This window comes from Stenotrophomonas sp. YJH_SMC_81, from assembly GCF_059370875.1.
Window position 1 is genome coordinate 402,447 of the sequence record NZ_JCAFUB010000003.1, and the last position, 25,827, is coordinate 428,273.

A 25,827-nucleotide genomic window follows, 5' to 3' on the forward strand; every position below is an offset into this window, starting at 1 on the left:
CGCCCGCGCCCACAGGATTTCCGCATGAACTTCCGCTTCCGCCGTTTCCTTGCCACCACCACGCTGGCCGTGGCCTGCGCCGCCGCCGGCAGTGCCTGGGCTGGCGCCCGCGATGACCTGAAGACCTTCACCAGTGGCCTGAAGGGCCTGGACGGACAGTTCAGCCAGCAGGTGTTCGACAGCCGCGGCAAGGTGAAGGAATCGACCAGTGGCCGCGTGGCCCTGTCGGCGCCGCGCCTGTTCCGCTGGGAATACGTGCGCCCGCACGAACAGCTGATCGTGGCCGACGGTAAAAAAGTCTGGATGTACGAGCCGGACCTGGAGCAGGCCACCGTGCGCGAGCAGGGCAAGGAAGAGCAGAACAGCCCGCTGACCGCGCTGATCAACCCGGCGCTGCTGGAACAGCAGTACGACGTCAGCGAAGAGGCCGCGCAGCGCGATGGCCTGCAGTGGCTGTCGCTGTCGCCGAAGCGCGAGACCGAGGCCAGCTTCCAGTACGCCGCGCTGGGCTTCAATGCCCAGGGCCTGGCCAAGATGGAAATCACCGATGCGGTTGGCCAGCGCACCGTGATCAGCTTCAGCGGCTGGAAGCGCAACCCGGGCTTCGCGGCTGGCACCTTCAGCTTTACGCCGCCGAAGGGCACCGACGTTATCGGTAATTGATCGGGGATGCCGGGCATGGCCCGGCGCTGCCTGCTCCGGTGGGTGTCAACCGGCACCGCCTTGGTGGGTGTCAACCTTGGTTGACGCAATTTTGATCTGCCGGCCAGCGGCCGGCACTACCGGAATCGTCGTCACCCTGTCGCGGTACAATGAGCGGGTGGCAAGACATCGTTCAACTTCCTTCCCCGGCCCCGATCTGCTGAGCGTTGATCGGGAACATCTGCGCCCGCTGGCCGAGCGCATGCGCCCGCGCACCCTCGACGAAATGGTCGGGCAGAAGCGCCTGCTGGCGCCGGACAGCGCATTGCGCCGTGCAGTCGAATCCGGACGTGTGCACTCGATGATCCTGTGGGGGCCACCGGGCTGCGGCAAGACCACGCTGTCACTGCTGCTGGCCGAGTACTCCGATGCCGAGTTCCGTGCCATCTCCGCGGTGCTGTCCGGGCTGCCGGAAGTGCGTCAGGTGCTGGCAGAGGCCGCACAGCGCTTCGCTGAGGGCCGGCGCACCGTGCTGTTCGTGGACGAGGTGCACCGCTTCAACAAGGCGCAGCAGGATGCGTTCCTGCCGCACATCGAACGCGGCACGATCCTGTTCGTCGGTGCCACCACCGAGAATCCGTCGTTCGAGCTGAACTCGGCGCTGCTGTCGCGTTGCCGCGTGCACGTACTGGAAGCGGTATCGCCAACCGATATCGTCGAAGCGCTGGAACGCGCGCTGGGCGACCGCGAACGCGGTCTGGGCGAGGAGGGTATCGAGGTTGCGCCCGAGCTGCTGCTGGAAATCGCCACCGCTGCCGATGGTGACGTGCGCCGCGCACTGACCCTTCTTGAAATCGCCGCCGAACTGGCGGGTGGGGAGGGGGGTCGCATCACCCCGCAGACCCTGACCCAGGTGCTGGCCGATCGTACCCGCCGCTTCGACAAGGGCGGCGAGCAGTTCTACGACCAGATTTCAGCGCTGCACAAATCCGTGCGCAGCTCCAATCCGGATGCCGCGCTGTACTGGCTGACCCGTATGCTAGATGGCGGTTGCGATCCATCCTACCTGGCACGTCGACTGACCCGCATGGCCATTGAGGACATCGGCCTGGCCGATCCGCGCGCGCAGAGCATGGCGCTGGAAGCCTGGGACATCTACGAGCGGCTCGGTAGCCCGGAAGGCGAGCTCGCGTTCGCCCAGCTGGTGCTGTACCTGGCCAGCACCGCCAAGTCCAACGCGGGCTATGCCGCGTTCAACCAGGCCAAGGCCGACGTGCGCCAGAGCGGTACCGAAGAGGTGCCGTTGCATCTGCGCAATGCGCCGACCAAGCTGATGAAGGAGCTGGGCTACGGCGCCGAATACCAGTACGACCACGATGCCGAGGGGGGCATCGCGCTGGACCAGACCGGTTTCCCGGATGCGATGGGCGAACGGGTGTACTACAACCCGGTGCCGCGTGGCCTGGAGATCAAGCTGAAGGAAAAGCTTGATCGCCTGCGCGCCGAACGTGAGGCGGCGAGGGCCGCGAAGGGCCGTTGAGCTGGCTTATGTAGCATCGAGCGATGCTCGACTCCGCTCTGGACCGACCCAGCAGCACCTGCGGAAGCGACAGCCGAGCATGGCTCGACTTCTACAGGGCGGGAAAACGAAGCCGGCGTTTCGCCGGCTTCTTTCTTACTTGATGCTGCAGTCGCCGAAGGACAGGTAATCCGTTCCCGAGCTGAACTGCAGCGTGCAGCTTGCGGTGAAAGTCGCGCCTTCTTCCAGTGCGCCCAGCTTGGCCGCCTGCTGTTCGTCGTCGCTGGTCAGCCGGGCCAGGACATTGCCCTGGTCGTCGCCGGCCTCGATCAGCGGCTCGCCCGCCAGGTTGCTGGAGACACCCAGGGCCACGGCAGTGAATGTCACCGTCTGGTTGAGTTCGTCCATGCCGAGAGACGAATTGCCGGCCTCTTCAAAGGCCTGGTAGAGCGTTGGCAGGTCCTGTGCGGCATGGGCGGCCAGCGGTGCAATCAGGCCGAGGGAAAGGGCGATCAGGGCGGTGCGCTTCAAGGTGTTCTCGCAGTCACGGGATTCATTCCCGTGGATGGTGGTCAGGAGATCCACGCCATGCGTGGATGGGTTTGGCAAAGGACAGGGCGCGGCCGGCGGCTCGATTGCCCATCCATCCGCAGCCCTGCGAGGGAAGGGCGCTCCTGCGCCCCGCTGTCCGGCAAAATAGTGGATCCGGTGTTTCCGGTGCAACCGGGAAAATGAACGCATCGCGCGCGTGATACACAGCGTGACGTTCGATCGATGTGATAATCATTCGCGTTTAAGGTAGACTGCGGTCCCCTATGAACCGGCGGCCATCGGCCGCTCCTGCCGCCGCTGATGAAGCATTTCGTCCCGCCTTTGCGCCGTGGTCCACTGGCCCGCGGCATGGCCGCCCTGATGATGGGGGTCCTGATGGCCGCGCCCTACGCTCATGCGCAGCAGCGCAATCCGCTGCAGAAGATCGGCCACACCGTGCTGGACGAGCCGGCGGCCAGCTATCGCTTTGAACGTTTCGTGGTGGACAGCCCGGACCAGCAGCGCCGTTGGCGGGTGAACCTGGCGATTCCGGCCAAGGCCGGCAAGACCCCGTCCCCGGTGCTGTACGCGCTGGATGGCAATGCCGTGGCCATGGTGCTGGACCAGCCGCTGCTGGCCGAGCTGGCCGCGCGCAAGGCACCGCCGGTACTGGTGCTGATCGGCTACGACAACGACCTGCGCATCGATTCCAAGGCGCGTACCTTCGACTACACCGCGTGGATCGACCGTGCCGACGACGAGAGCGGCACGACCCAGGCAGTCGGCGGCGGCGCTGCGGCTTTCCTGGATGTGATCGAGCGCCGCATCAAGCCGGAAGTCGAGCGACGCGCACGCATCGATACGCAGCAGCAGGCGCTGTGGGGTCATTCGCTGGGCGGGCTATTCGTGCTCAATGCGCTGTACACGCGACCTGCGGCGTTCCAGTCCTATCTGGCAGCCAGTCCGTCGCTGTGGTGGAGCCAGGGCGCGGCGCTGGGTGATCCGGAGCAGCAGTTCGTGCAGAACGTGCACGGCCAGCCGGCAAAGCTCTGGCTGATGCTGGGCGGCGCCGAGCGGGTCGGTGATCGCGGCAAGCGCGATATAAGCAACCCGCGCGTGGTTGCGCACCTGCGCCGGATCAGTGGCGCCACCCCGGATGCGGCGATGCAGTTGTCCGAGCGGCTGGGCAGGGTGCCGGGCCTGAGCGTGCAGTACCGCGAGTTCGATGGCCTCGGCCACGGCCCGATGCTGCCGGCATCGTTCCACGCTGCGCTGCATGAACTGTATGGCGTGTCCGACCGCAGCACCGGCGACGGCGCGCCCAGTGGCGGGGACAGCGCCGCCGAATGAATGCCTTCGCACGCCATGCCGTGCGACCCCACTACCCAGGCGAGGCTGCCGGCGTGCAGCGGCCCAGGCAACCGATGAATCCCGCGCCACGCGGCGCGGCCTACGTGTGCAAGGAGCCTGCCATGTCGTTCCGTCCGTCTTTCCGCCTTACCTCTCTCGCCGCCGGTCTGCTGCTGGCGGTGACCGCCACCGCCCAGCCGGTGTTCGATCAGCCGGCCAACGCCACCTTCAAGGGTGAGGTCGTCTCGCGCGGTGAGAACGTGGTTCCCGGCAGCACTGCCGACGTAGTTGGTCGTGGCTTCGTGCCGGGCCAGAAGGTCAGCCTGCTGCGTGGCGACAGCGTGCTCAACACGCAGCCGCTGGTGGTCGATGCCGACGGCAACTTCAAGACCCAGCTGAGCATTCCGGCCGATGCGGTGCCGGGCACCCACCCGGTGGTGGTGCGCGCCAGCCAGCCGGCTGCGGCCACGGTGCTGAAGCTGCGCGTGTCGCCGCAACTGCCGCTGTCCGGCCAGGCGCAGTTCGCCACCCAGTCCAACAAGCTGGTGCCGGGGCTGTATCAGTCCGCTTACAGCGCCGCCAGCAATGCGGTGTTCGTGACCTCGGCGGTGGGCCGTCCGCCGGTGACCCAGTCGCAGTTGCTGAAGCTGGACCCGAAGTCGCTGAAGGTGACCAGGGCGATCACCCCGGCGCAGGTGCCGGGCAGCACCAACGGCGCGGTCTATGCGGTCTACGGTGTGGGCGTGGATGACATCAATGGCAATGTCTGGGTGACCAATACCCGCCAGAATTCGATTGCGGTCTATCGCCAGAAGGACCTCTCGCTGGTCCACCAGTTCCCGGTCGACACCGTGCCGCATGCGCGCGACGTGGTGGTCGACGGCACCCACGGCAAGGTGTTCGCTTCGGCCACGGGTGAGGACCACCTGTCGGTGTTCGATGCGAAGACGTTCAAGGAACTGCCGCAGGTGACGCTGGAGTCCGGCGTGGATGATGGCAAGTTCACGCCGATGAGCCTGGTGCTGGACGAGAAGGGTGGCAAGCTGTTCACCGTCAGCATCGGCACGCCGGAGGCGGCGGTGATCGATGTGGCCAGCGGCAAGGTCGACAAGGTCATCGACCTGGGCAATTCGATCAGCGCCTCGGGCGTGGCCTTCGACGCAGCACGCAACCGCCTGTACGTGGCCTCGCAGGGCACCGACAACCTGCTGATCGTCGATGTGGCTTCCGGCAAGGTGCTGCATGACGTGCCGGTCGGTGCCGGCGCGCTGAACGTCGCCTTCGATGATGCCTCCGGCCTGGCCTATGTCAGCAATCGCGGCGCCGGTACGGTCACCGTGGTGAACGGCGACGGCAAGGTGGTTGCCAACCTCGATGGCGGCACCCTTCCCAACCATGTGCGTGCCGATGGCAAGGGCAACGTGTTTGCGGTGAACAAGTCGCGTGGCGCCGAAGATCCGAAGGGTGACCGCATCACCCGCATCACCCCGAAGCAGTAAGTCACAGGGCAGGGCGGCGTGCGTGTCGCCCTGCCAGCAAGGAGAACGAGCATGAACATCGCGTCCCGTCTGCGCCTGTGTGCGCTTCCGTTGGCTGTTTCGCTGGCGCTGTCTGCCTGCAGTGGCTCGTCAACGCCGTCGGATGGCCACAAGGCCGCCGAGCCGCCCGCCGCAACCGCCGCTGCGGACACCGCGTTGCCGGCAGGCTGGCAGCGCGTGGCCGGTGCCGAACTGCCCTCCGTGCACGGCCAGAAGGCCGTGCTGCCGGCCCAGGTGCATTCCGACGATGGCGCAGACGTCGAGGTTGCCGACACCAGCCGCGTCATCGCCGGGGGCGACGACGTCATCGCAGTGATCGAGGCACTGGGCCTGGGTCAGCAGGTGTACGCGGCACCGACCAACACCACCACGCAGGCCGGCCTGGCCGCGCCGCACCAGTTCCTGTTCAACCGCACCACCGGCGTGGAGGGCGTGCTGAGCCTGCAGGGCTCGCTGTTCCTCGGCAACAGCCTGCGCCGCCACACCGAGCTGGCGAAAAAGCTGCGCGAGGTGGGCGAGCCGGCGGTGGTCATCGATGACCTGCAGCCGGCGCCGGACAAGGTGCGCAAGGTCGCCGCCGCACTAGGGCTGGCCGAAGCGGGGCAAACACTGGCCACGCAGGTGCAGCGTCAGCTCGACGAGGCTGCAGCGATTGGCAAGGGCCTGGGCCATGCGCCACGATTGATCCACGTCTCGGCAACCGGCGCTGGCGGCTCGCCCACTGTTGCAGGTGCCGACAGCGCGTCGGCGCAGTTGATCGCACTGGCCGGCGGCATCAACATCGGTACCGAGGCCGGGGTGAAGAACTACTCGCAGCTGAGCAATGAGGGCGTGGTCGCGGCGGCACCGGAAGTGATCCTGGTGACCGAGCATGACCTGCAGCTGTTCGGCGGTGCCGAAGGCCTGTGGAAGGCGTACCCGACGCTGAAGCAGACCCCGGCTGGGCAGGCCAATCGGGTCTGGGTGATGCCGGATGTGCAGCTGAAGTACACCAGCGTGGGTTCTGGTGCGGGCGCGCTGGCGCTGGCCAAGGCACTGGCGGCGTTGCCGAAGGCATGAGTCCGGCGGATCGGCGCCGCCGTCGCGGGCGGGCGATGTTGATGGTGGCGTTGCTGGCACTGCTGGGGGCAGTGCTGGCGTCGTTCGCCGTGGGTCCGTTGCGGTTGCCACCGCTGGAGGTGATGCAGGCACTGGCGGTGAAGCTGGGCCTGCTTGACCAACAGGCGGTCAGCAGCCGCGATCTGGCGGTGGTCTGGCAGCTGCGCATACCGCGTGCCCTGTTGGGCGCGATGGTCGGTGCGTCGTTGGCGATGGCCGGTGCCAGCCTGCAGGGCCTGTTCGGCAATCCGTTGGCCGACCCCGGCATCGTCGGTGTCAGCCAGGGTGCTGCGCTGGGTGCAGTGGCTGCCATTGTTCTCGGCGCTGCCGGTGCCGCCGGTTGGCTGGTGCCGGTTGCCGCCTTCGTCGGTGGCGCCCTGGCCATCGGCCTGACCTATGCGCTGGCGCGGCCGGGCAAGGGCAGTGGCAATGCGACGCTGCTGCTGGTCGGTATCGCGATGGCGGCCTTCTGTTCGGCGCTGATCGGTTTTCTCACCTATATCGCAAGCGAAAGCGAGCTGCAGTCGCTGGTGTTCTGGCAGATGGGCTCGCTGGCACGTGCCAACTGGGCCGACGTGGCCGCCGTGGTACCGCTGTTTGCCATCGGTGTGCTGGCGCTGCAACGGTTGGCAACGCCGCTGGACATGCTGGCGCTGGGTGAGCGCCAGGCCCAGCACCTGGGGCTGGATGTGACCCGCACGCGGCGTCGACTGGTGGCGTTCAGCGCGCTGCTGGTGGGGGCGGCGGTGGCGTTTGCGGGCTCGATCAGCTTCGTTGGCCTGGTGGTGCCGCACGTGGCGCGCCTGCTGGTGGGTCCCGGTCATCGCTGGCTGCTGCCGTTGTCCGGCCTGCTGGGTGCACTGCTGATCGTGGTGGCGGATACGGCCGCGCGCACGCTGGATCCGCCCGCGGAGATTCCGCTGGGCCTGTTCTCGGCCGCGCTGGGTGCGCCGTTCTTCCTCTGGCTGGTGCTGCAGCAGCGCCGCAAGGCGGTGCCATGAGTGTGCTGCTGAAGCTGCACGAGGTGGTGGTGCGCCGCCAGCAACGCGAGATCCTGCACGGCATTTCCTTGGCGTTCGAACCAGGTACGGTGACCGCACTGGTGGGCCCGAACGGTGCGGGCAAGTCCACGCTGTTGGCGGTCGCGGCCGGCGACCTGCGCGCCGATGCGGGGGAGGTGAGCCTGTTGGGCATGCCGTTGGCCAGTTACAAGGCGGGGCCGCTGGCGCGAGAGCGCGCGGTGATGCCGCAGGAGCACGGCGTGCGTTTTGCCTTCAGCGTCGAAGAGGTGGTGGCGATGGGGCGATTGCCGCATCCGCCGGACCCGGTCACCGATGACGCCCAGGTGGAAGCTGCGATCGATGCCGCTGAACTGCAGGCGTTGCGCCTGCGCGAGGTGCAGCAGCTGTCCGGTGGTGAGTCCGCCCGGACCACGTTCGCGCGCGTGCTGGCACAGGACACGCCATTGCTGCTGCTGGATGAGCCCACTGCTGCGCTGGATCTGCGCCATCAGGAGCGCACGCTGCGCAGTGTGCGTGCCTGTGCCGAAGCCGGTGCGTGCGTGATCGTGGTCCTGCACGACCTCAATCTGGCCGCAGGCTATGCCGACCGCATCGTGTTGCTGGAACAGGGTAGGGTCGCGGCCGATGGCACGCCGTTGCAGGTGCTGACCGAAGACAACCTGCGGCGCGTCTACCAGCAGGATGTGGTGGTGCTGGAGCATCCGCGGCGCGGGGTTCCGCTGGTGGTGGTGACCTGAGCGAAGGTCCACCCGGTTGCTCCGGGTATCATGGCGGCTTCGTCTTCTTCAATGTACTGACGCCATGTTCCGCACCGTTACCCGCAGCGTGCTGCTTGCCGCGATGATTGCTTCCGTTTGCGCAGCCCATGCAGCGTCGACCTCCCAGGTTTCGCTGACCAACGCGGCCGAGAATGCCTCGCTGATCGAAACCCGGCATTCCAGTGGCGACGGTGCCGCAGTGACGTCGATGAAGACGCAGTACTTTGCCAACGAGGAAATGTCGGTGAGCTGGGACGACCAGCAGGTGCTGGTGCTGTGCAGTGAAGCGGCGTACCTGAAGATTCCTGCCGCCAAGCTCAAGGCCGGAGCGTTGACTACCGAGCAGCGGCAGATGATCGTCTATCAGGCACTGATGTCCGGCCTGGGGGCTGTCGCGGGCGTTGTCGGGCCGGCAGGCGAGGTGGTGACCGTGGCGGATGACGGTAGCGAGACCCGCAGTGTTGGCGAGAACAGCTGGGCATACGGTATCGAGCGCTACGACGTGATCAGTCAGCGGCTGCCGGATGGTGCTCTTCGGGTCCGGACCCGTAAGACGGAAACCGTGAATACCACGCCGCCGGCGGGCCCGGACGACACATTCAGCACCGAGGATGATCAGGCGGCACGCCTGTCCGAGCTGGCGCCGGTGGGGAGCTGGATCGAGGTCGTGATTCATGGTGGCCCACGGCTGCCGCACGTGGACCCGGCGATTTCGTTGAAGGGCTGGATGTCGATGGGGGATGACCAGCCTGCAACAGTGGCCGAGGCGCGCAAGCTGCACGGCTGCAAGTGAGGGCTGCCAGGGGTCAGATCCCTTTGCCCCTGGCAAAGGGATCTGACCCCTATCGTTGTCGGCCTCATCGTTCCATTCATGTGCGCAATATTCACTTGCGCGCCAGATTGGCAGGTCTAGAATGCGCCCCATGAACCGGATGCCGCTCCTGAAGTTTTTCACCCTGACCCGCGCAAGCGCGGAACGGGCGTGTCTGCCTGGAGCTCCACAGGGCCGCTGAAGCGGCTATCGCTGGATCATCCACAGAGCGCCCTTCGGGGCGCTCTTTTCGTTTCTGCAGTTTCATTTCCCTAACCCGACGTACCGCAAGGAGAACGTGCCATGCACCAGATCGCCGAGACCGAACGCTAGCCGCGCACCCTGTCGCCAACCGGGGTGCGCGGCCCCCGTAGTTGGCTTTGCAGGAACCTATCTCATGAACACCCAAGTCCTTTCCCGCCGTCGCAACCTTGGCATCATTGCCCACATCGACGCCGGCAAGACCACGCTGACCGAACGCCTGCTGTGGAAAAGCGGCGAGATCCATCGCGTCGGCGAAGTGCACGACGGCAATGCGACCACCGATTTCTCGGCAATCGAGCGCGAACGGGGCATCACCATCGGCGCGGCCGCCGTGCAGGCGCAGTGGGCACCGCGTGATCTGCCGCCGCATCGGCTGACCCTGATCGACACCCCCGGCCACATCGACTTCGCCATCGAAGTCGAGCGATCCCTGCGGGTACTCGACGGCGCCGTGGCGGTGTTCTCGGCCGTGGATGGCGTGCAGCCGCAGTCCGAGACGGTGTGGCGCCAGGCGCGTCGCCATCACGTGCCGCTGATCGCTTTCGTCAACAAGATGGACCGCGTAGGCGCTTCGTTTGAACGCGTGCTGGAGCAGCTGCAGGACAAGCTGCGCGCGCGGCCGTGGGCGCTGGGCGTGCCGTTGGGCAGCGAAAGCGGCTTCAATGGCTGGGTCGATCTGGTCGATGAGCGCATGTTGCAGTGGCAGGAGGACGGCGCAACCACGGTGACCCCGTGGGACGAAGCGGCGCGGGCCCAATGGCAGGCCCAGCGCGATGCGCTGGTCGAAGCTGTGGCCGATCATGACGAAGAACTGGCCGATGCCTGGCTGGAAGGTCGCGTGATCGATGCCGGGGCGCTGCGCGCGGCAATCCGCCGGGCGACGCTGGCAGGTGCAGGCGTGCCGGTGCTGGCCGGTGCTGCGTTCAAGGACAAGGGCATCGAGACGCTGCTGGATGCCGTGGTCGATTACCTGCCGTCGCCGCTGGATCGCCCTGCTGTCAGCGCCGAAAGCGATGAGGGTGAGGTGATGCTGCCGCCGGATCCGGACGGTCCACTGGCAGGCCTGCTGTTCAAGATCACCCACCAGCAGCACGGCGCGTTGAGCTTCGTGCGGCTGTACTCGGGCACCTTGAAGGTGGGCGACGCGGTGGCCAGTTCGCAGCATCCGCAAGGGCGGCGTGTCAGTCGCCTGGTGCGGGTGCAGGCCGACCAGACCCATGACATCGAGCAGGCCGTGGCCGGTGACATCGTCGCGGTACTGGGCTGGAAGGATGCGGTCAGTGGCGAGACGCTGAGCAGTCGTGCGCAGCCGCTGCGCCTGGAGAACATCCAGGCTCAGGCGCCGGTGCTGGCCTGGCGGTTGGAGCCGGCGCGTGCGGCGGACCTGATCCGGATGGCGCAGGGACTGGCCAGCCTAGCCCAGGAAGATCCCTCGTTCCGTGTGGAAACGGACCGGGAAACGGGTGAAACCCTGGTCTGGGGCATGGGTGAGCTGCATCTGGAAGTGATGGTCGAGCGCCTGCGCAGCGAATGGAAGGTCGACGTGGCCGTAGGTGCGCCGCGCGTGGCCTACCAGGAGACGCCGATGCGCCCGATGACCGGTGTCGTCGGGCGGCTGGTCAAGCAGACCGGTGGCCAGGGCCAGTTCGCGCACGTGGTGCTGGATGTGGCGCCGCGCGACGACGACCTTGTCGTGTTCAACGACCGCATCGTCGGTGGCGTGGTGCCGCGCAGCTTCATCGCAGCGGTGGAAAAGGGCGTGCGTGCCGCGCTGTCGGAAGGTCCGCAGGGACATCCGGTGGTCGGCATCGAGGTCAGTCTTGTCGATGGCCAGACCCATGCCAAGGACTCTTCGGAGATGGCGTTCCATCGCGCAGGCGCCGAGGCGATCAAGGCGGCGCTGGCCGAGGGTGGCACGCAGCTGCTGGAGCCGGTGATGGCGGTGACGGTGCATTCGCCGTCGGCGTCGGTAGGTGATGTGGTCGGCGACCTCAACCGGCGCCATGGCCGCATCGCCCGCATCGAGGACCAGGACGGTCGTGCCGAGGTCAGTGGTTTCGCGCCACTGGCGCAGCTGGTGGGGTACACCACCTCGCTGCGTTCGCTCAGCCAGGGGCGGGCCAGCAGTGAGGCGCACCTGCACGGCTATGAGCCAGTACGCGCGGCATGAAGAAGGCAAGGGAGCCCGTTCGCGGGCTCCCATTTTTTTTGTCCGGGTTTCCGTATCCACGCATGGCGTGGATCTACCGGGTGACCGGGTCGCGAGCTCTGCAGTAGATCCACGCCATGCGTGGATGGATCCGCACCGACACGGCAACATTGGCGCTGCATCGCACCAAATCTGTAGAAAAAGCTGGATTAAAGTGATGCCTCACGATAAATTGCGCACCCCCCGTTGCTCGCCGCCGCCCGCACCCCTCTCATGCGTGATGACAAAGACCCCGGAACCCTGGAGCTGACCCTGCCGCGCAAGCGCGGTCGTCCGCCCAAGTTCGGGTACGCGATGAGCGATGCGCAGCGGGCGGCGCGCTATCGTGCGCGCAGGGCAGGGCAGGCCAACCATGCCGACGTGCGTTCCTGCAGTGACATGGTGCTGCTGGACAAGATCCGTGCGGCGGTCAGTGCCCGCGACACCGAGCTGGCCGGTTTCCTGGTCCACGTACTCTGGCAGCGCTACCCCCTGCAGCTGAAATAGTTCGCCGGTGGGGTGGCCGTTGTCATCGAGCTTGTTGATAATGCGGGATTCAGGTTGTTCCCGCTGGCGTGCCCGGGATGGCAGGCGCGCATGATCGAACGGTTCCCAACATGACCACCACCAGCGACACCACCACCGAAGCGGCGCCGAGCGGCGCCCCCCTGTTCTATACCCGCCCGGTGCCGCTGCAGGCCGATGTGCATGCCGATCTGCGCATCCTGCCGGGCAAGCTCGAGTTCGCCGCCGGCAACAATGCCATTCCGCTGGTGCTGGGCGAGTTCTCGCTGGCCCTGCACCACTTCCCGATCCTGTTTGCCGGCCCGAGCGCGGTTCCGATGGCTGCCGTGGGCGTGTCCGACCAGAACCTGTTCATCAAGGATGGCCTGTGGGAAGACGAGGCCTATATTCCCGCTTACCTGCGCCGCCACCCCTTCATCTTCATCGACACCGGTGCGGAGAATGATTTCCTGCTGGGCATCGACGAAGAGAGCCCACGCGTGGTCAAGGGTGGCGAAGAAGGCCAACCGCTGTTCGTTGATGGCAAGGCCACCGAGATGGTGCAGCAGGCCCTGGAATTCTGCGGCCAGTACACCCGCGAACACGAACAGACCCAGGCCTTCTCCAAGGCCCTGGTCGACAACGGCCTGCTGGTGGAGCGCAACGCCACCGTGCGTATCCCGGATGGCCGGGAGTTCAACCTCAACGGTTTCCTGGTCGTGGACGTCGAGAAGTTCGTCGCGCTGCCGGAAGCAACCGTGGTCGAGTGGCACCGCAGTGGCTGGCTGGCACTGATCCACCAGCACCTGATGTCGCTGGGTCGCTTCAATGACCTGACCCGTCGCCAGGTCGAGCGTCTGGCCGCGTGATCAAGGGGGTGGGCAGGGTTCCCGCGACGCGGGCGCCCTGTCCGGCCTGCAGTACGCCCAGCAGGCGACGTGCGTCGGTCCAGTCCGGCGTGGCGTCCTGCGCCAGATCGACCAGCTCGGCCGCGATGGCGGCGTGCTCGCATTGACCCAGCATCTGTAGCGCGCCCTGCAATCGGTGCGCGTGATGACCGAGCGCCGATGCGTCTGCATGATCGACAATCCGCTCGATCCTGCCGAGTTCATCGCAGATGTCGGCGCTGTAGGCCGCGTCCATTTCAGTCACCTGCTCAAGTGCGTCCACGCTCTCCGGCGCCGGAATGCCCAGCGCAGCGAGCAGTTCGGCGGCGCGCAGCGGCTTGGCCAGCACCGCGTCGAAACCCGAGCGGCGGCAGCGTGCGTGGTGACGTCGCCCGCTGCGGGCAGACAAGGCGATCAGACGGACCGGATGCCCGCTGCGGGCGCGCAGTTCGCGTGCCAATGCGTAGCCATCGATGCCACGCAGCCCAATGTCGATCAGCGCGGCAGGGCGGGGGTGGCGTATCTGTTCGGCCAGCGCGCTGGCCGCGTCTTCCAGGGCACATACCTCGGCGCCCCAGCGCCGCAACTGTTCGGCAATGACGTGGCGATTGAGTGCGTGGTCCTCCACCAGCAGCAGTTGCAGCCCGGCCAGTGGCGTGCCCTCCACGGGCATGTCCCGGACACTCTCGGCAGAGTCAGCAGCGCATACCGGCAGGCGCAGGATGAAGCGGCTGCCGCGACCGAGGACGCTGTGCACGGTCAGATCGCCCCCCATCGCACGTGCCAGCTCGCGTGCAATGGAAAGCCCGAGGCCACTACCGCCACGCTGATGCCCACCGCTGCCTTGATGGAAAGGCTGGAACAGTTCGGCTACCTGTGCGGGCGCGATCCCGATCCCGCTGTCGATCACCTCCAGCAGCAGCTCTTGCGGCCGCGCTACTGGAAGCAGTCGCAGGCGCAGCTCGATGCCGCCGATATCACTGAACTTCACCGCATTGGCCAGCAGATTGCTGGCAATCTGGCGTAGCGCATCAATGTCCACCCGAATGATCGGCGAAGGTTCGGTCGGGGCATCAAGATGCAGTTGCAGGCCTTTCTGTTGCGCCTGAGGCCGAATGGCCTCCAGTGCCTGCCGGCAAAGCCGGGTCGCATCACAGGCTTGTGCATGCGGCCTGAAAGCGCCGCTGGCGAGGCGCGAAAAGTCCAGTGCGCGATTCAACAGGCCGCGCAGGGATTGGCCGGCGCTGCTGGCAGCGGCGAGCAGATCGCGCTCGCCTTTCGGCAGTGTCGATCGTCCAAGCAGCTCGATCGAGGCCAGTACGGCCTGTGCCGAATTGCGCATCTCGTGACTGATCATCCCGATGGCCTGCGCGCTGCGGCGGTCGCCGCGTACCCGCAGGTGACGGGTCATGGGCCACAGCAACAGCGCGACCAGCAGAGGGGGCAGCAGCAGCCAGCCGCGCGGGGGCGAGGCCTGCATCCAGTCCAGTGCGTTTCCCGCGGCCGCTGGCAGGGTCTGGCCTGCCCACAGGTGGAGCAGGCTCGCATGCTCCTCCAGCGTGATCTCCCGCAACGCCTGTCCGATGCGTTCAAGCAGCTGCTGGTCTTCCTGGCGGACGAGCAGGTAGAGGTCGGTGGAGAAGTCGCTGTCGAATGGCTGCAGGCGCAGGCTGCCGTTGAAATGGCGTCGAACCAGCGGGCGCAGCGTGGATTCCAGGCCAATCGCCACGTCGGCCAGGCCGGATTGAACTGCCGTCAATGCTGCGTACCGATCAGGCAGGTGCTGCAGCCGGATCTGAGGATGATGCGCGCGCAGCCAGCCGGCGTAGGGCCCGCCTTCAACGACGGCCACCACCCGGCCGTCGAGCTCGCGTATCTCCCGTGGCAGCCATTCACCGGCGCGCCCTGCCAGCAGGGTGGCGCCACCCCGGAAGCGGCTGGACGCGGCGAGGTCGGGGCAGGGCAGCTTCTGGTGTCTCGCGCCGCCAAACACCATGACCAGGTCGGCCTCGTGATGACATACAGCGAGGATTGATGCGGCGGTCGTCGGATAGGGGTGTTCCAGGAAGCTGAGTTGGGCGTGACGCGCCACCAGGTTGGCGTAGCCATGGGCGAGCGTCGGCGGTGATGACGGATCGGCTATCGCTGCGGGCACGGGGCGTAGGGACGGAGCGGTGGAGACCCGCACGCTGCTGCCCGGTAGCCAGCGTGGTGACCGGATATCTTCCGCCGACGCGGCGGGAAGGAGAAGCAGTACCAGCAACCCCCGGATCAGCAGGCACGGACGCAATGGCGCATGGCGCCTCACGGCGACTCCAACCGTTCACGCAGCGCATAGATCTCCACATCGCTGCGCAAGCCCAGCTTGCGCAGCACCGCGACCTTCTGTGTGCTGACGGTCTTGATGCTGCGGTGCCGGCGCAGCGCGATCTCCGATACGGTCAGGCCTTCCAGCAGCAGCTCCAGTACCTCCCGCTCGTTGCGGCTGAGCTCGCCACGATCGCCGGCCAGCCTGACGTCCGGCGGAATCCGGATCAGGCCCTGGAAGACGCGCACGATGGCGTCGGACAATGCCGCAAGGGGTTCGGCCTTGCTGACGAACCCACCGAGTCCGGCATCGATCAGGCTGTTGAGATTCGTGGTGGGAGAGAGCGTGGCGAAGGCCAGCATTGGTGTGCGCGGGAATTCGCGACAGAGCAGCGTAACCAGCTCGATGCCGCCCAGGTCGCCACGGGCGAGCGTGAGATCGATGATGGCCACATCCACGGGCAAGCGGTGCAGGCTGTCGATCAGCGCACTGCTGCAACCATGGCTGGCGACGATGTCGAACCGGAGATCGCCTGACAGGTGCAGGGCGGTGCCGCGACGGACGACTTCATGGTCGTCCAGGAGCGCCAGTCGAAGCCGGCGCGGTGCAGGAAATCCATTCATGCGCGGGAGGTGGTCAGCGCCCGTGGGCGTGGCCGCCATTCTGGCGCCGCTGTCGCGTCGAACATCGAATTTGTTGCGTTTTTACGACTATTCCTAAAGATCGATGGATGAGCTCCATCGATAAGAGCTGATCCATGGGCTGGACGTATCGTCAGGTTGAAAGCCGTGTGGACGCAGTGTCCTGGTGCGCTCTCGCTGGGTACAGGTGGCCTGGGTTGCAGGGCTGCCGGCACCCTTCGAGGGGGGTATTAATGTGACGCGTCACGCTGAAGTGCCTGGTCACCCGCGAGCCGAGTGGTCGGCGGTTGGCGATCTATCGCACCGACTGAGGTACGCGCCTGAGCCTGCCGGTGTCGTAGCCCATGGCCGCGATGCGCTCCACGGCGTGCTGGTAGTCGCTGTCCGATACGTGCGGGGTACGTGCCATGTACCAGACATAGTCGCGCTTGCTGCGTGCGACGATGGTCTGGCCATAGTCGTCGTCCAGCCAGGCAATCACATACTCGGCCTGGATCGGCCAGATGAACTGCATGCCCCAGATCGCGCCATTGCCGTTCTTCTCGACCCGTCCAACCGGGTGCATGGACTTCTGCGGGGCGTCGAAACTGCCCTTGCGATAGGTGAAGGTCGTCTGGATGCGCCCGTCCGGCCGCAGCGCATAGCTCTCCACCGCGTCGAAGGCCTCGCGCTCCGGCCATGAGGGTATGTGGGCGATCACATACCAGTCGCCCATGAAGCGCGGCACGTCCACCGAGGGCGGGCGGGGCAGGGGACGGGTATCGCTGGAGCTGCAGCCGGAACCGAACAGGCTCAAGGCCAGCAGGGGAAGCAGGGAGCGCATGCGCATGTCACACCTCAACGGGGACGGAACAGATAGTGGGCAACCAGCCACTGCTGGCCATCGTCGTAGCCGAACAGCTCGGCGCAGGCCATCCAGAACATGCGCCAGCGCTGCCACCAGATCTTCGCCGCCGCTTGGCCGTAGGTTGCGACCAGTACCGGCATCACCGCCTCGCGGGCCGCATCCTGGTTGGCCAGCCAATGGTCGGCGGTGCGCTGGTAGTGGGTGCCGTCCAGCAGCCAGCGCTGATCGAGTCGCAGGTCGCGCTGGAAATGCAGCAGCGTGTCAGCGGCCGGCATCAGGCCGCCGGTGAAGAAATGGCGCCCCATCCAGTTGTCGCCGCCCTCGGTCTCGAACGGGTACATCAGCGTGCGATGGGCGAAGATGTGCACGAACAGCGCGCCGTCGGGCTTCAGCCACTGCGCGACGTGCGCCAGCAGTCGCTGGTAGTTGCGCACATGTTCGAACATTTCCACCGAGACACAGCGATCGAAGCGTGCCGTGGGCAGCTCAAGCTGGTTGACGTCGCAGGTCAGCACCTCGACGTTGTGCAGGCCCCTGGCCTGGCACTGCGCCATGATGTGCTGGCGTTGGCTGTGCGAGTTGGATACCGCAGTGATGTTGGCCTGCCGATAGCGTTCGGCCATCCACAGGGTCAGCGAACCCCAGCCACAGCCCAGTTCGAGAATCTGCTGGCCGTCGGCAAGTCCGGCGCGCTGGCCATACAGTTCCAGCATCGCTTCCTCAGCCTGGTCCAGCGTTTCGCGCCCGGTAGGGTAGTAGCAGCTGCTGTACTTCAGCCGCTTTCCCAGGCAGGCCTGGAAGAATGCCGCGGGAACTTCGTAGTGCTGGCGGTTGGCCGCGTCGGTATGCAATGCGAGCGGACTGTCGGTCAGTTCTGCGATGCAACGGCTGAAGCGCGCGGACTGTGCCTCGATACCCCCCGCCGATTCCTCGTGCAGGCGTTGCGCGCACAGGCGCCGGATGCCGGCACGCAGCGCCGCATCGGGAACCAGCCCGCGTTCGGCCCAGGCGATCAGCCCGGTTTCCGCATCTTCAGCCGGATTCAGTGACGGGATCGCGCTCATGCGGAATGCTCCTTGGAAGAACGGGGGAACCAGGGAAAGAACATCGGCGTGCTGCGCTGGTAGGCACGGTAGTCGTCGCCGCGGCTGCGCAACGCCTGCTTCTCGGTGAAGGGGATGCCGCTGAGATAGCGCAGGAACAGATACATCAGCAGCGGCCCGGCCCACGCCAGCCACCACAGGGGGGAACCGACGGCGAGCAGCACATAGGTGAACCAGTGCAGCCACTCGAAGAAGTAGTTGGGGTGGCGTGAATAACGCCAGAGCCCCTCGCGGCAAGTGCGGCCCTTGTTCGCCGGGTCGGCACGGAAACGTGCGAGCTGGCGGTCGGCCAGGCTCTCGCCGCCGACGCTCAACAGCCAGGCCAGTGCTGCGGCGACTGTCCACGGTGTCAGGCCGGCATGGGAATTGGCTGCCACCGCAACGAAGGGCAGAGCGAACAGCACGACTAGCAGCGCCTGCGCCATGAAGAAGCCAAAGATCTTGCCCTGGTGGCTCTGCCAGTGTTCGCGCAGATAACGGTAGCGCCCGTCTTCGGGTTCACTACGGACCCGGCGCCACAGGTGCAGCGCCAACCGGCCGCCCCACAGGCCGCCGAGCAGGCCCAACGCAACCCGAGGCAACATCGCGCCATCGCCGAGCAGCGCCAGCAGCAGGGCCGAGGCACCCACGCACTTGGCCCAGAGCACGTCGACAACGCCGATGTTCTGGTGGCGGCGCTGCCAGGCCCAGCCCCAGCTCATCACCAGCACGGCATACAGCAGTACCCACAGCAGATTGATCATGACGATGCTCCGGCCAGGGAGGGCGGGGTGGTGCGAGAGCCGCGACGCGCGGTGACGCACAGCAGCGAAAGCGCGATGCTCCAGCCCGCACCCAACACCAGCAGGCCCTGCCACGTGGGTGCGGCGAAACGGACCGCATCGAAACCGCGCGCTGCGGAGAGATAGGCCAGCGGTGCCAACAGCAGGCCGAACAGAGCCGGCAAGGCCGGGTGGCGCAGCAGGAAGCGCATCGAGGTGGTCAGCGTCATCGCGAACGCGGCCCACAGCGCCATGATCCAGGGGGGCGGCACCCAGCCCAGCGGGGCGGCGGCGTAGCGCACGGTGCCGCTGGCGGCGGCGCTGGCATCGACCAGCCATGCGCAGGCCAGTGCCAACACCATCAACCGAAGGTCCAGCCGTGGTTGCGGCGACGTCAGCAGCTGGCTGCCGATGTAGAGAGAGGCTGCCAGCAACGCCGGCCACTGCCAGCCGCGCCCGGCGCCGGCTACGGCGCACAGCCAGACCAGCTGGTTGCCAAGCAGATTGGGCCAGAACCTGCGCATCTCAGCTGCCTTGGCCCGATGAGGCGCCCGGGCGATGCCCCGGGCGCGCCATCAGCAGATGGGAGACCCCGATCGAGCGCTCCAGGAAGCCGCCCTCGCAGTAGGCCAGGTAGAACTCCCACAGGCGGCAGAAGCGCGTATCGAAGCCCTGCGCCTGCACGTCGGGCAACCGGGCGAGGAAGCGCTGGCGCCAGGCGCGCAGGGTCAGCGCGTAGGAGTGACCGAAGTCCTGCTGGGCGATCAGCTGCAGGTCGCTGGACCGCGTTTTGGCGGCCATGATCGCGTTGATCGACGGAATGAAGCTGCCGGGGAACACATAGCGCTTGATGTAGTCTACGCTGCGCCGGGCCTGCTCGTAGCGATGGTCCTCGATGGTGATGGCCTGCAGCAGGGCAACGCCATCAGGCTTGAGCAGGCGCTGCAGCGTGGCCATGTAGGTGTCCAGGTATTCTGCGCCGATGGCTTCGATCATCTCGATCGACACCAGCTTGTCGAACTGGCCCTGCAGGTCGCGGTAGTCCTGCATCAGCAGCGTGACCTGGTCCTGCAGGCCGGCCGCCTGCACGCGCTGGGCAGCCAGCGCGTGCTGCTCGGCGGAGATGGTGGTGGTGGTGACGTGGCAGCCGTAGTGCTGCGCCGCGTGCAGCGCAAAACCACCCCAGCCGGTGCCGATCTCCACCACGCGATCGCCCGGCTTGAGCTGGAGCTGCTGGCAGATGCGGTCCAGCTTGCGCCGGGAGGCGGATTCCAGCGACTCGTCTTCTGTGTCGAACAGGGCTGAGGAATACATCAGGTCCGGCGACAGGAACAGGGCAAAGAAGTCGTTGCCAAGGTCGTAGTGCGCGGCAATGTTGCGGCGGCTGCCTTCACGGCTGTTGCGGCGCAGGCGGTTCCAGCCGCGCAGCAGCCAGCCACCCACGCGGGCCGGGCCGCGCTCCATGCCGTCGAGCAGGTCGCGATTGCGTACCAGCAGCCGGATCAGCGCCACCAGGTCATCGCAGTGCCATTCCCCCTGTATGTAGCTTTCACCTGCGCCCACGCTGCCTTGCGCTGCAACCTTGCGGTAGAACGCCGGGTCATCGATGGTGACGGTCACCTGCAGCTCGCCATGGGCATCGCCCAGCCAGACTTCGCCGAGTGCATCACGCACGCACAGGCGGCCGTCGCGCATGGGGGCAAGCTGTTGCAGCAGGCGGCGGCGCAGGAAGGCATCCAAGGCGCCGGGACGTGGCAGGGCGACCAGGGGAGTCATCGAGTTCATCGCGGTTTCTCGGCAAGGGCAGGGTGGTCATGCACGGGGTTGCGTTTCAGCCACAGCCGCAGCGCGTGCCAGTGGATGGCGGCCATCACCTGCAGGGTCATCAAGGGATAGCAGGCCAGGACCCGGGCCAGCCCGCGGCCGTCCAGGGCGTGTCGCTGCATGGCCTGGGTGGCATCAAACTGGCGAACGCCTTGGCGCCAGACCTGCATGTGCACGCGCAGATCATCATCTGGGCGGTTGAACCGCCAGTCGTAGTGGCAATCCATCGGCATGAACGGCGAGACATGGAAGCGCTTGTCGAACCGCCAGCGCAGCGAGGCGCCTTCGTGGGTGGCCGTGGCGACTGGCAGCACATAGGCGTGCCGTTCCTTCCAGGGCGTATTGGTGATCTCGGCGACGATGCAGTCCAGGGTGCTGCCATCGGACTGGTAGCAGTAGTAGAAGCTGACCGGGTTGAATACGTGCCCGCCGAAGCGAAGGTGGGTGAGCAGGCGTACCGGGCCGGCAGGCCGATAGCCCAGGGTAGCCGCAGCATGATCGCGCACCGCATCGGCCAGCGGTTGTGCGGGATTGCCGAAGTAGTCGCTGCGGCGGAACTCGGCCAGGTTGCGGCGATTGACCGACCACAGCCAGCGCCCGGCGAACACGGTCTCCAGCTCGTCCAGATCGAGCAGCAGCTGCGCGATCGGATAGCGGAACGCGTGGGGCTGCGGATGATGCCGTCGGTGCATCACCTGCCCGAAGTAGAGTGCGCTGGCACTCACGCTGCCACCTCGCCGGGCGCAACGCTGTCAAGGTGCGCGGTGCACTCGCGCATCGCGTCCACCACGCGGCGGGCGCTGCGGATGCCGTCTTCGTGGAAGCCCCAGCCCCAGTATGCGCCGGCGAACCAGGTGTGGCGGCGGCCCTGCAGCTCTGCCCAGCGCTGCTGGGCGCGGATAGCGGCATGATCGTGCACCGGGTGGGCATAGTGCAGCCTGCGCAGCACCTTGGCCGGATCAATCGCCTCGCTGCGGTTGAGGGTCACGACCAGCGGGGTGTCACCGGGCAGGCCCTGCAGGAGGTTCATGCAATAGCTGACCGTACAGGGCGCGCCTGGATCCCTGGGCACGTGTGCATTCCATGCAGCCCATGCTTTGCGGTTGCGCGGCAGCAACGATGCATCGGTATGCAGTACTGCTTCGTTGGGCTGGTAGCGGATGGCGCCGAGTACTTCGCGTTCGACCTGATCGGCGTCATGCAGCAGGGCAAGCGCCTGGTCGCTGTGGCACGCCAGGATGACCTCGTCGAACCCCTCCACGCCGGCCGCGCTGTGCACGCGCGCGCCCCACGGCATGCGTTCGACCGAGTGAACCGGGCATTCCAGCCGCTCACGCACCCGCCAGCGGGCGCGAAGGGCATCGACATAGCGTGCCGAGCCACCGCTGACCACCCGCCAGGGTGCGCGCCCGGTCATCTGCAGCATCTGGTGGTTGGCCATGAACTGGGCCAGGTAGCGGGCCGGGAACTGCATGACCGTGGCGGTCGGTGACGACCATAGTGCCGAAGCCATCGGCAGCAGGTGCTCGTCGATGAAAGCGGTGCCGTAGCGCTGGCCGCGCAGGTACTGGCCCAGTGTCGGGCCTTCGTCTTCCGCCAGCAGCAGCGGCGCATCCCGGTAGAACCGGCGCAGGTCGGCCAGCATTCCCCAGAAACGTGGCGAAACCAGATTGCGACGTTGGCAGAACAGACCATCCAGCGAAGTGGCGTTGTACTCGACGCCACTTCGCTCGCTGTGCATGGAGAAGCTCATGGTGGTCGGCTGCGAGGCCACACCCAGTTCTTCGAACAGTGCCGTCAGCAGTGGGTAGTGCAGGGGATTGAAGACGATGAAACCGGTATCCACCGCCATGCGCGTGCCGTCCACCTGCACGTCATGGGTGTGGGTATGCCCGCCCAGGTAATCGTTGGCCTCGAACAGCGTCACTTCGTGTTCGCCGTCCAGCCACCAGGCACTGGCCAGGCCTGCAATGCCGGAGCCGATGATCGCGATGCGCATGTCAGTACCTCGCCTTGGCCAGTACCCACTCGGGGATGGGCTTGAGCCCCCTCACCAGGCCCATGGCCGCCATTGCGCGCAGCCCGTACCAGGTCAGGTCGATCTCCCACCAGCGGAACCCTTGGCGGACGGTCCCAGGGAAGAAATGGTGGTTGTTGTGCCAGCCTTCACCGAAGGTAAGCAGAGCCAGCCAGAGGTTGTTGCGGCTGTCGTCACGGGTCTCGAAGCGCCGCCGGCCAAAACGATGGGCCAGCGAGTTGATGGTAACGGTGGCGTGGAACAACACCACGGTGGAAATGAAGAAGCCCCACACCAGCAACTGCGGGCCAGAGGTGTGCAGTCCGGGCGCCCAGCGCTCCAGGCCGGCGCCGAGTGCGTACAGCGCGGCAGCCAGCAATACCGGCACCGCCGTATCAAAGCGGTCCAGCCAGCGCAGTTCCGGGAAGCGCGCCAGGTCAGGCACGCGCGATAGATCCGTGGCGAATGCCTCGCGGGTGAGGAACCAGCCCATGTGGCTGCGCCAGAAGCCGCCTTCGCGCGGCGAGTGCGGGTCCAGCGGTTGGTCGGCATGCCGATGGTGATGGCGATGGTGGGCCGCCCACCACAGCGGCCCACGTTGCACGCTGGACGCGCCGATCACCGCGAACACGAATTGCACCGTTCGCGATGCCTGGAACGTCCGGTGCGAGAAGTAGCGGTGGTAAAAGGCGGTGATCGCAAACATGCGCACTGCGTAGAGGGCTGCGGCGACGATCACTGCCGTCCACGAGATACCTACCCAGATCACCGCGATGCAGGCCAGGTGCATCAACGCGAACGGTACGGCGCGCAGCCAGTCGATGCGTCCGGGCTCGCCAGCGGCGTGGTCTGCAGCGCTGCCGGTGTCGACCCAGCGCTTCAGGGTGCGCAGCAGGCGCCAGCGTCGGCGGGGGAGGGGCGCTACAGAGGCCATGGCGGATCTCGGCGGGTGTCGTGTCTTCCTCTACGCAGCAGTGCGCGCAATGGATGCGGCCGACTGTGGAAAATTCCGGCTTCACTTGGGCATCACGCTGCAGCGTTCGACCAGCGGTTGCGCCCAGGCCTGTTGCCATTCGCTGGCGGGCCGCTCGGCCACCGGCGAGCTGAAGCGCACCGTGACCTGTGGGTAGGTGCCGCGGGTATCGCGCAGGTTGCTGGTTCCGCGGAATTCCAGCAGGCGGCGGTCGGCGCTGGCATAGACCAGCGACAGGCGCGGCGCGATGCCGCCGTACCACGTGTCCAGACTGACCTCGATGGCCTGGGCGTCGATGCCCTGCCAGCGAACAGGGCCGGTACGCCGCACCTGCACCGGGAAGAAGCGCTGCCGCCCCGGCACCAGGAAGGGCAGGCTGATGCGTTCACCTCGCAGCAGCGCTGGCCAATGCTGGCGCACCGCGGCGTCGAAGCCCGTGTCGATCACCGCATCCGGTGCCAGCTCAAGCCGACGCTGACGCAGCTCGCTGGCGGCATCTTCTTTCCAGGCGATCGACACCGACTCGCCACTCGCGTCGACTTCAGCGGTTTGCCCACTACGGCTGTCCTGCAGCGAATAACCCCGGGCCTGCGGGCGGGCGCTGGCCGGCAGATGCTTGCGGGCGAAGGGGCGGCCATCCGGGCACTGATAGAGCACCCAGCGCTCGGCACCCTCCGATGGGCCGCGCCGCCAGTGCACTTCACGATAGAGCAGATCGCCCTGCGCCGAGGTGGCCACGCCCTCGTTGCGCAGCCAGGGCGCCGCCAGCGCGGCATGGGGCAGGCACAGCAGCAGCCAGGCAGTGCGCATGGTGTTCATCCGGTCGGGAGGCTCAGGTCATACGGCGGGCGCGGCTGCTTGGATGCACAGTGCCTGCTGCATCCAATGGCCGCCCCTGCGCGTAGAGAGGACAGACCTTCACCTGCCCGCCGCTCACGCAGATGTACCCTGACGCTGCCAGCACCCTCCTCAACTTCGATACCGCACGCACCGTGTCCAGTTCCCAGCAGCCCAGCAGCGAGCCGACGAACTGGGCCGATGACATGGACAGTGTGGCGCGGCTGCGCGACCGCGACTGTTTCATGCGGATCTATGACTACTTCATGCCGCGGCTGTGCGTGTATCTGCGTGGCCTGGGGGCACCCGACGCCGTGGCCGAGGAAATGGCGCAGGAGTGCCTGCTGCGCCTGTGGTTGCGGGCGGCCGAGTATGATGCGGCCCAAGGCGCGCTGAGTACCTGGCTGTACCGGATCGCGCGCAACCTGCATATCGACCGCATCCGTCGAGAGCGCAGCTGGATGCAGGTGCAGGCAGCGGTGGAAGACGCCGCGGCGGTGGAAATGATCGAGCGCAGCAGCGCCGAGCAGTTCGCCGACCAGGCGCGCCTTCGCCAGCGCATCAACGAGCTGCCCGCCGTGCAGGCGAGGCTGGTGCGGATGTCCTATTTCGAGGCGAAGAGCCACAGCGAGATTGCCCAGGCGCTGGGCATGCCGCTTGGAACGGTAAAGTCACACCTGCGACGTGCGTTCCTGCAACTGCAGGCCAAAGTGGGAGGTGCGCTGTGAATCCGCATCACCACCTGCACGAATCCACGCTGATGAGCTATGCCGCCGGCGCGCTGCCGGCGCCGTTGAGCATCGTGGCCGGTGCCCACCTCGAGCAGTGCCCCCACTGCCGGCAGCGCCTGCGCGATGCCGAGGCGATCGGCTCGGTGCTGCTGGAGCAGACCCAACCGCCCGCGGCCGACGCGCGTCGCGAGCAGTTGCGCGAGGCCATGCTGATGCAGCTGGCCTCGGACGCGCCGAGCGCCATCGCCGGAGCCAGGCGCCCGGTGCCGAGGGAGCGGCCCGAGGCCGATCCGGACCATCTGCCCGCCTCGTTGCATCCTTACTTCGGCGCTTCGCTCAGTGCCCTGCGCTGGCGCTGGATGGCGCCCGGCGTGCACTGCATCAGGGCTGAGCAGATGCCCTCGCTGATCATGCTGAAGATTGCCCCGGGCAAGTGCCTGCCGATGCACAGCCATGGCCGCAGCGAACTGACCCACATCCTTCGAGGCTCGTACAACGACGCGCTGGGGCTGTTCGCGCCGGGCGACGTGGCGGACCTGGACGAGGAGGTGGAGCATCAACCGGTAACTGCACCCGGTGTTCCCTGCATCTGCGTGTCAGCGCTGGACGCGCCGTTGGTGTTCAGTGGCTGGTTGGCGCGGAAGATCCAGCGTTTCGTGAAACTCTAGCGTGG

The 25,827-nt window shown here is 66.7% G+C and carries 25 protein-coding genes; 13 read left to right on the plus strand and 12 right to left on the minus strand.

Annotated elements, in window-relative coordinates; all coding sequences use genetic code 11:
* The first annotated feature begins 24 nt into the window (after window positions 1-24).
* Together lolA and AC5P8U_RS08305 are read left to right on the plus strand one after the other, a co-directional pair.
* Entirely contained in the window at window positions 25-663 is a 639-nt protein-coding gene (lolA, locus tag AC5P8U_RS08300; RefSeq protein ID WP_005413289.1) for an outer membrane lipoprotein periplasmic chaperone LolA, read from the plus strand.
* 241 nt (window positions 664-904) lie between these two features.
* Window positions 905-2,182 carry a replication-associated recombination protein A gene (locus tag AC5P8U_RS08305; protein WP_227836677.1) on the plus strand — a complete coding sequence of 426 codons (1,278 nt, stop codon included), beginning with the start codon at window positions 905-907 and terminating at the stop codon, window positions 2,180-2,182.
* Between the two features lie 135 nt (window positions 2,183-2,317).
* On the opposite strand, the gene AC5P8U_RS08310 is transcribed toward AC5P8U_RS08305, so the two are convergent.
* Window positions 2,318-2,692 (minus strand): hypothetical protein, encoded by a 375-nt coding sequence (locus tag AC5P8U_RS08310; RefSeq protein WP_069138585.1) that lies wholly within the window; start codon window positions 2,690-2,692, stop codon window positions 2,318-2,320.
* Between the two features lie 321 nt (window positions 2,693-3,013).
* Between AC5P8U_RS08310 and AC5P8U_RS08315 the strand changes: the two genes are divergently transcribed.
* From AC5P8U_RS08315 to AC5P8U_RS08355, 9 genes are all read left to right on the plus strand, one after another.
* Window positions 3,014-4,042: an alpha/beta hydrolase gene (locus tag AC5P8U_RS08315; RefSeq protein ID WP_495214045.1), complete on the plus strand. Its 1,029-nt coding sequence runs from the start codon at window positions 3,014-3,016 to the stop codon at window positions 4,040-4,042.
* 122 nt (window positions 4,043-4,164) lie between these two features.
* Window positions 4,165-5,541, plus strand: a complete 1,377-nt coding sequence (locus AC5P8U_RS08320) for a YncE family protein (RefSeq protein WP_252744651.1) — start codon at window positions 4,165-4,167, stop codon at window positions 5,539-5,541.
* A gap of 51 nt (window positions 5,542-5,592) precedes the next feature.
* Window positions 5,593-6,639: a heme/hemin ABC transporter substrate-binding protein gene (locus AC5P8U_RS08325; protein ID WP_353762405.1), complete on the plus strand. Its 1,047-nt coding sequence runs from the start codon at window positions 5,593-5,595 to the stop codon at window positions 6,637-6,639.
* Window positions 6,636-7,679, plus strand: coding sequence for a FecCD family ABC transporter permease (locus tag AC5P8U_RS08330; protein ID WP_188241049.1), 1,044 nt, complete (start codon window positions 6,636-6,638; stop codon window positions 7,677-7,679). Before AC5P8U_RS08325 ends, AC5P8U_RS08330 begins: the two co-directional genes overlap by 4 nt.
* Window positions 7,676-8,437: a heme ABC transporter ATP-binding protein gene (locus AC5P8U_RS08335; protein WP_151354639.1), complete on the plus strand. Its 762-nt coding sequence runs from the start codon at window positions 7,676-7,678 to the stop codon at window positions 8,435-8,437. Before AC5P8U_RS08330 ends, AC5P8U_RS08335 begins: the two co-directional genes overlap by 4 nt.
* Window positions 8,438-8,501: 64 nt before the next feature.
* On the plus strand, window positions 8,502-9,251 hold the full coding sequence (locus AC5P8U_RS08340) for a hypothetical protein (protein WP_111178202.1): 750 nt from the start codon (window positions 8,502-8,504) through the stop codon (window positions 9,249-9,251).
* 415 nt (window positions 9,252-9,666) lie between these two features.
* On the plus strand, window positions 9,667-11,703 hold the full coding sequence (gene fusA, locus AC5P8U_RS08345; protein WP_495214046.1) for an elongation factor G: 2,037 nt from the start codon (window positions 9,667-9,669) through the stop codon (window positions 11,701-11,703).
* A 252-nt stretch (window positions 11,704-11,955) separates the two neighbouring features.
* Complete coding sequence (locus tag AC5P8U_RS08350; protein ID WP_005409616.1) at window positions 11,956-12,228, plus strand: hypothetical protein; 273 nt, start codon at window positions 11,956-11,958, stop codon at window positions 12,226-12,228.
* Between the two features lie 110 nt (window positions 12,229-12,338).
* A complete protein-coding gene (locus AC5P8U_RS08355) occupies window positions 12,339-13,094 on the plus strand; it encodes a SapC family protein (RefSeq protein WP_053496662.1) in 756 nt (251 codons plus the stop codon).
* On the opposite strand, the gene AC5P8U_RS08360 is transcribed toward AC5P8U_RS08355, so the two are convergent.
* From AC5P8U_RS08360 to AC5P8U_RS08410, 11 genes are all read right to left on the minus strand, one after another.
* On the minus strand, window positions 13,051-15,420 hold the full coding sequence (locus AC5P8U_RS08360) for an ATP-binding protein (RefSeq protein WP_227836684.1): 2,370 nt from the start codon (window positions 15,418-15,420) through the stop codon (window positions 13,051-13,053). The genes AC5P8U_RS08355 and AC5P8U_RS08360 overlap by 44 nt on opposite strands.
* Window positions 15,417-16,043: a response regulator transcription factor gene (locus AC5P8U_RS08365; protein WP_072166996.1), complete on the minus strand. Its 627-nt coding sequence runs from the start codon at window positions 16,041-16,043 to the stop codon at window positions 15,417-15,419. The genes AC5P8U_RS08360 and AC5P8U_RS08365 overlap by 4 nt, the downstream gene beginning before the upstream one ends.
* A 313-nt stretch (window positions 16,044-16,356) precedes the next feature.
* Window positions 16,357-16,890 carry a lipocalin family protein gene (locus AC5P8U_RS08370; protein ID WP_072166997.1) on the minus strand — a complete coding sequence of 178 codons (534 nt, stop codon included), beginning with the start codon at window positions 16,888-16,890 and terminating at the stop codon, window positions 16,357-16,359.
* A gap of 8 nt (window positions 16,891-16,898) precedes the next feature.
* Entirely contained in the window at window positions 16,899-17,972 is a 1,074-nt protein-coding gene (locus AC5P8U_RS08375; protein ID WP_495214049.1) for an SAM-dependent methyltransferase, read from the minus strand.
* A complete protein-coding gene (locus tag AC5P8U_RS08380; RefSeq protein WP_088497490.1) occupies window positions 17,969-18,754 on the minus strand; it encodes a DUF1295 domain-containing protein in 786 nt (261 codons plus the stop codon). Before AC5P8U_RS08380 ends, AC5P8U_RS08375 begins: the two co-directional genes overlap by 4 nt.
* Window positions 18,751-19,296, minus strand: a complete 546-nt coding sequence (locus tag AC5P8U_RS08385) for a DUF2878 domain-containing protein (protein ID WP_088497489.1) — start codon at window positions 19,294-19,296, stop codon at window positions 18,751-18,753. Before AC5P8U_RS08385 ends, AC5P8U_RS08380 begins: the two co-directional genes overlap by 4 nt.
* 1 nt (window position 19,297) lies before the next feature.
* The gene (locus tag AC5P8U_RS08390; RefSeq protein ID WP_088497488.1) at window positions 19,298-20,557 is read right to left on the minus strand and encodes an SAM-dependent methyltransferase; all 1,260 of its coding nucleotides are present in this window, start codon (window positions 20,555-20,557) and stop codon (window positions 19,298-19,300) included.
* Complete coding sequence (locus AC5P8U_RS08395; RefSeq protein ID WP_088497487.1) at window positions 20,554-21,321, minus strand: DUF1365 domain-containing protein; 768 nt, start codon at window positions 21,319-21,321, stop codon at window positions 20,554-20,556. Before AC5P8U_RS08395 ends, AC5P8U_RS08390 begins: the two co-directional genes overlap by 4 nt.
* Complete coding sequence (locus AC5P8U_RS08400; RefSeq protein WP_072167003.1) at window positions 21,318-22,595, minus strand: NAD(P)/FAD-dependent oxidoreductase; 1,278 nt, start codon at window positions 22,593-22,595, stop codon at window positions 21,318-21,320. The genes AC5P8U_RS08395 and AC5P8U_RS08400 overlap by 4 nt, the downstream gene beginning before the upstream one ends.
* 1 nt (window position 22,596) lies before the next feature.
* The gene (locus tag AC5P8U_RS08405) at window positions 22,597-23,547 is read right to left on the minus strand and encodes an acyl-CoA desaturase (protein ID WP_065178583.1); all 951 of its coding nucleotides are present in this window, start codon (window positions 23,545-23,547) and stop codon (window positions 22,597-22,599) included.
* Between the two features lie 81 nt (window positions 23,548-23,628).
* Window positions 23,629-24,396: a hypothetical protein gene (locus tag AC5P8U_RS08410; protein WP_031269076.1), complete on the minus strand. Its 768-nt coding sequence runs from the start codon at window positions 24,394-24,396 to the stop codon at window positions 23,629-23,631.
* A 131-nt stretch (window positions 24,397-24,527) separates the two neighbouring features.
* On the opposite strand from AC5P8U_RS08410, the gene AC5P8U_RS08415 reads away from it, so the two are divergent.
* Window positions 24,528-25,151 (plus strand): sigma-70 family RNA polymerase sigma factor, encoded by a 624-nt coding sequence (locus tag AC5P8U_RS08415; RefSeq protein WP_053496654.1) that lies wholly within the window; start codon window positions 24,528-24,530, stop codon window positions 25,149-25,151.
* Complete coding sequence (locus AC5P8U_RS08420; RefSeq protein ID WP_065196721.1) at window positions 25,148-25,822, plus strand: ChrR family anti-sigma-E factor; 675 nt, start codon at window positions 25,148-25,150, stop codon at window positions 25,820-25,822. Before AC5P8U_RS08415 ends, AC5P8U_RS08420 begins: the two co-directional genes overlap by 4 nt.
* Window positions 25,823-25,827: the final 5 nt, after the last annotated feature.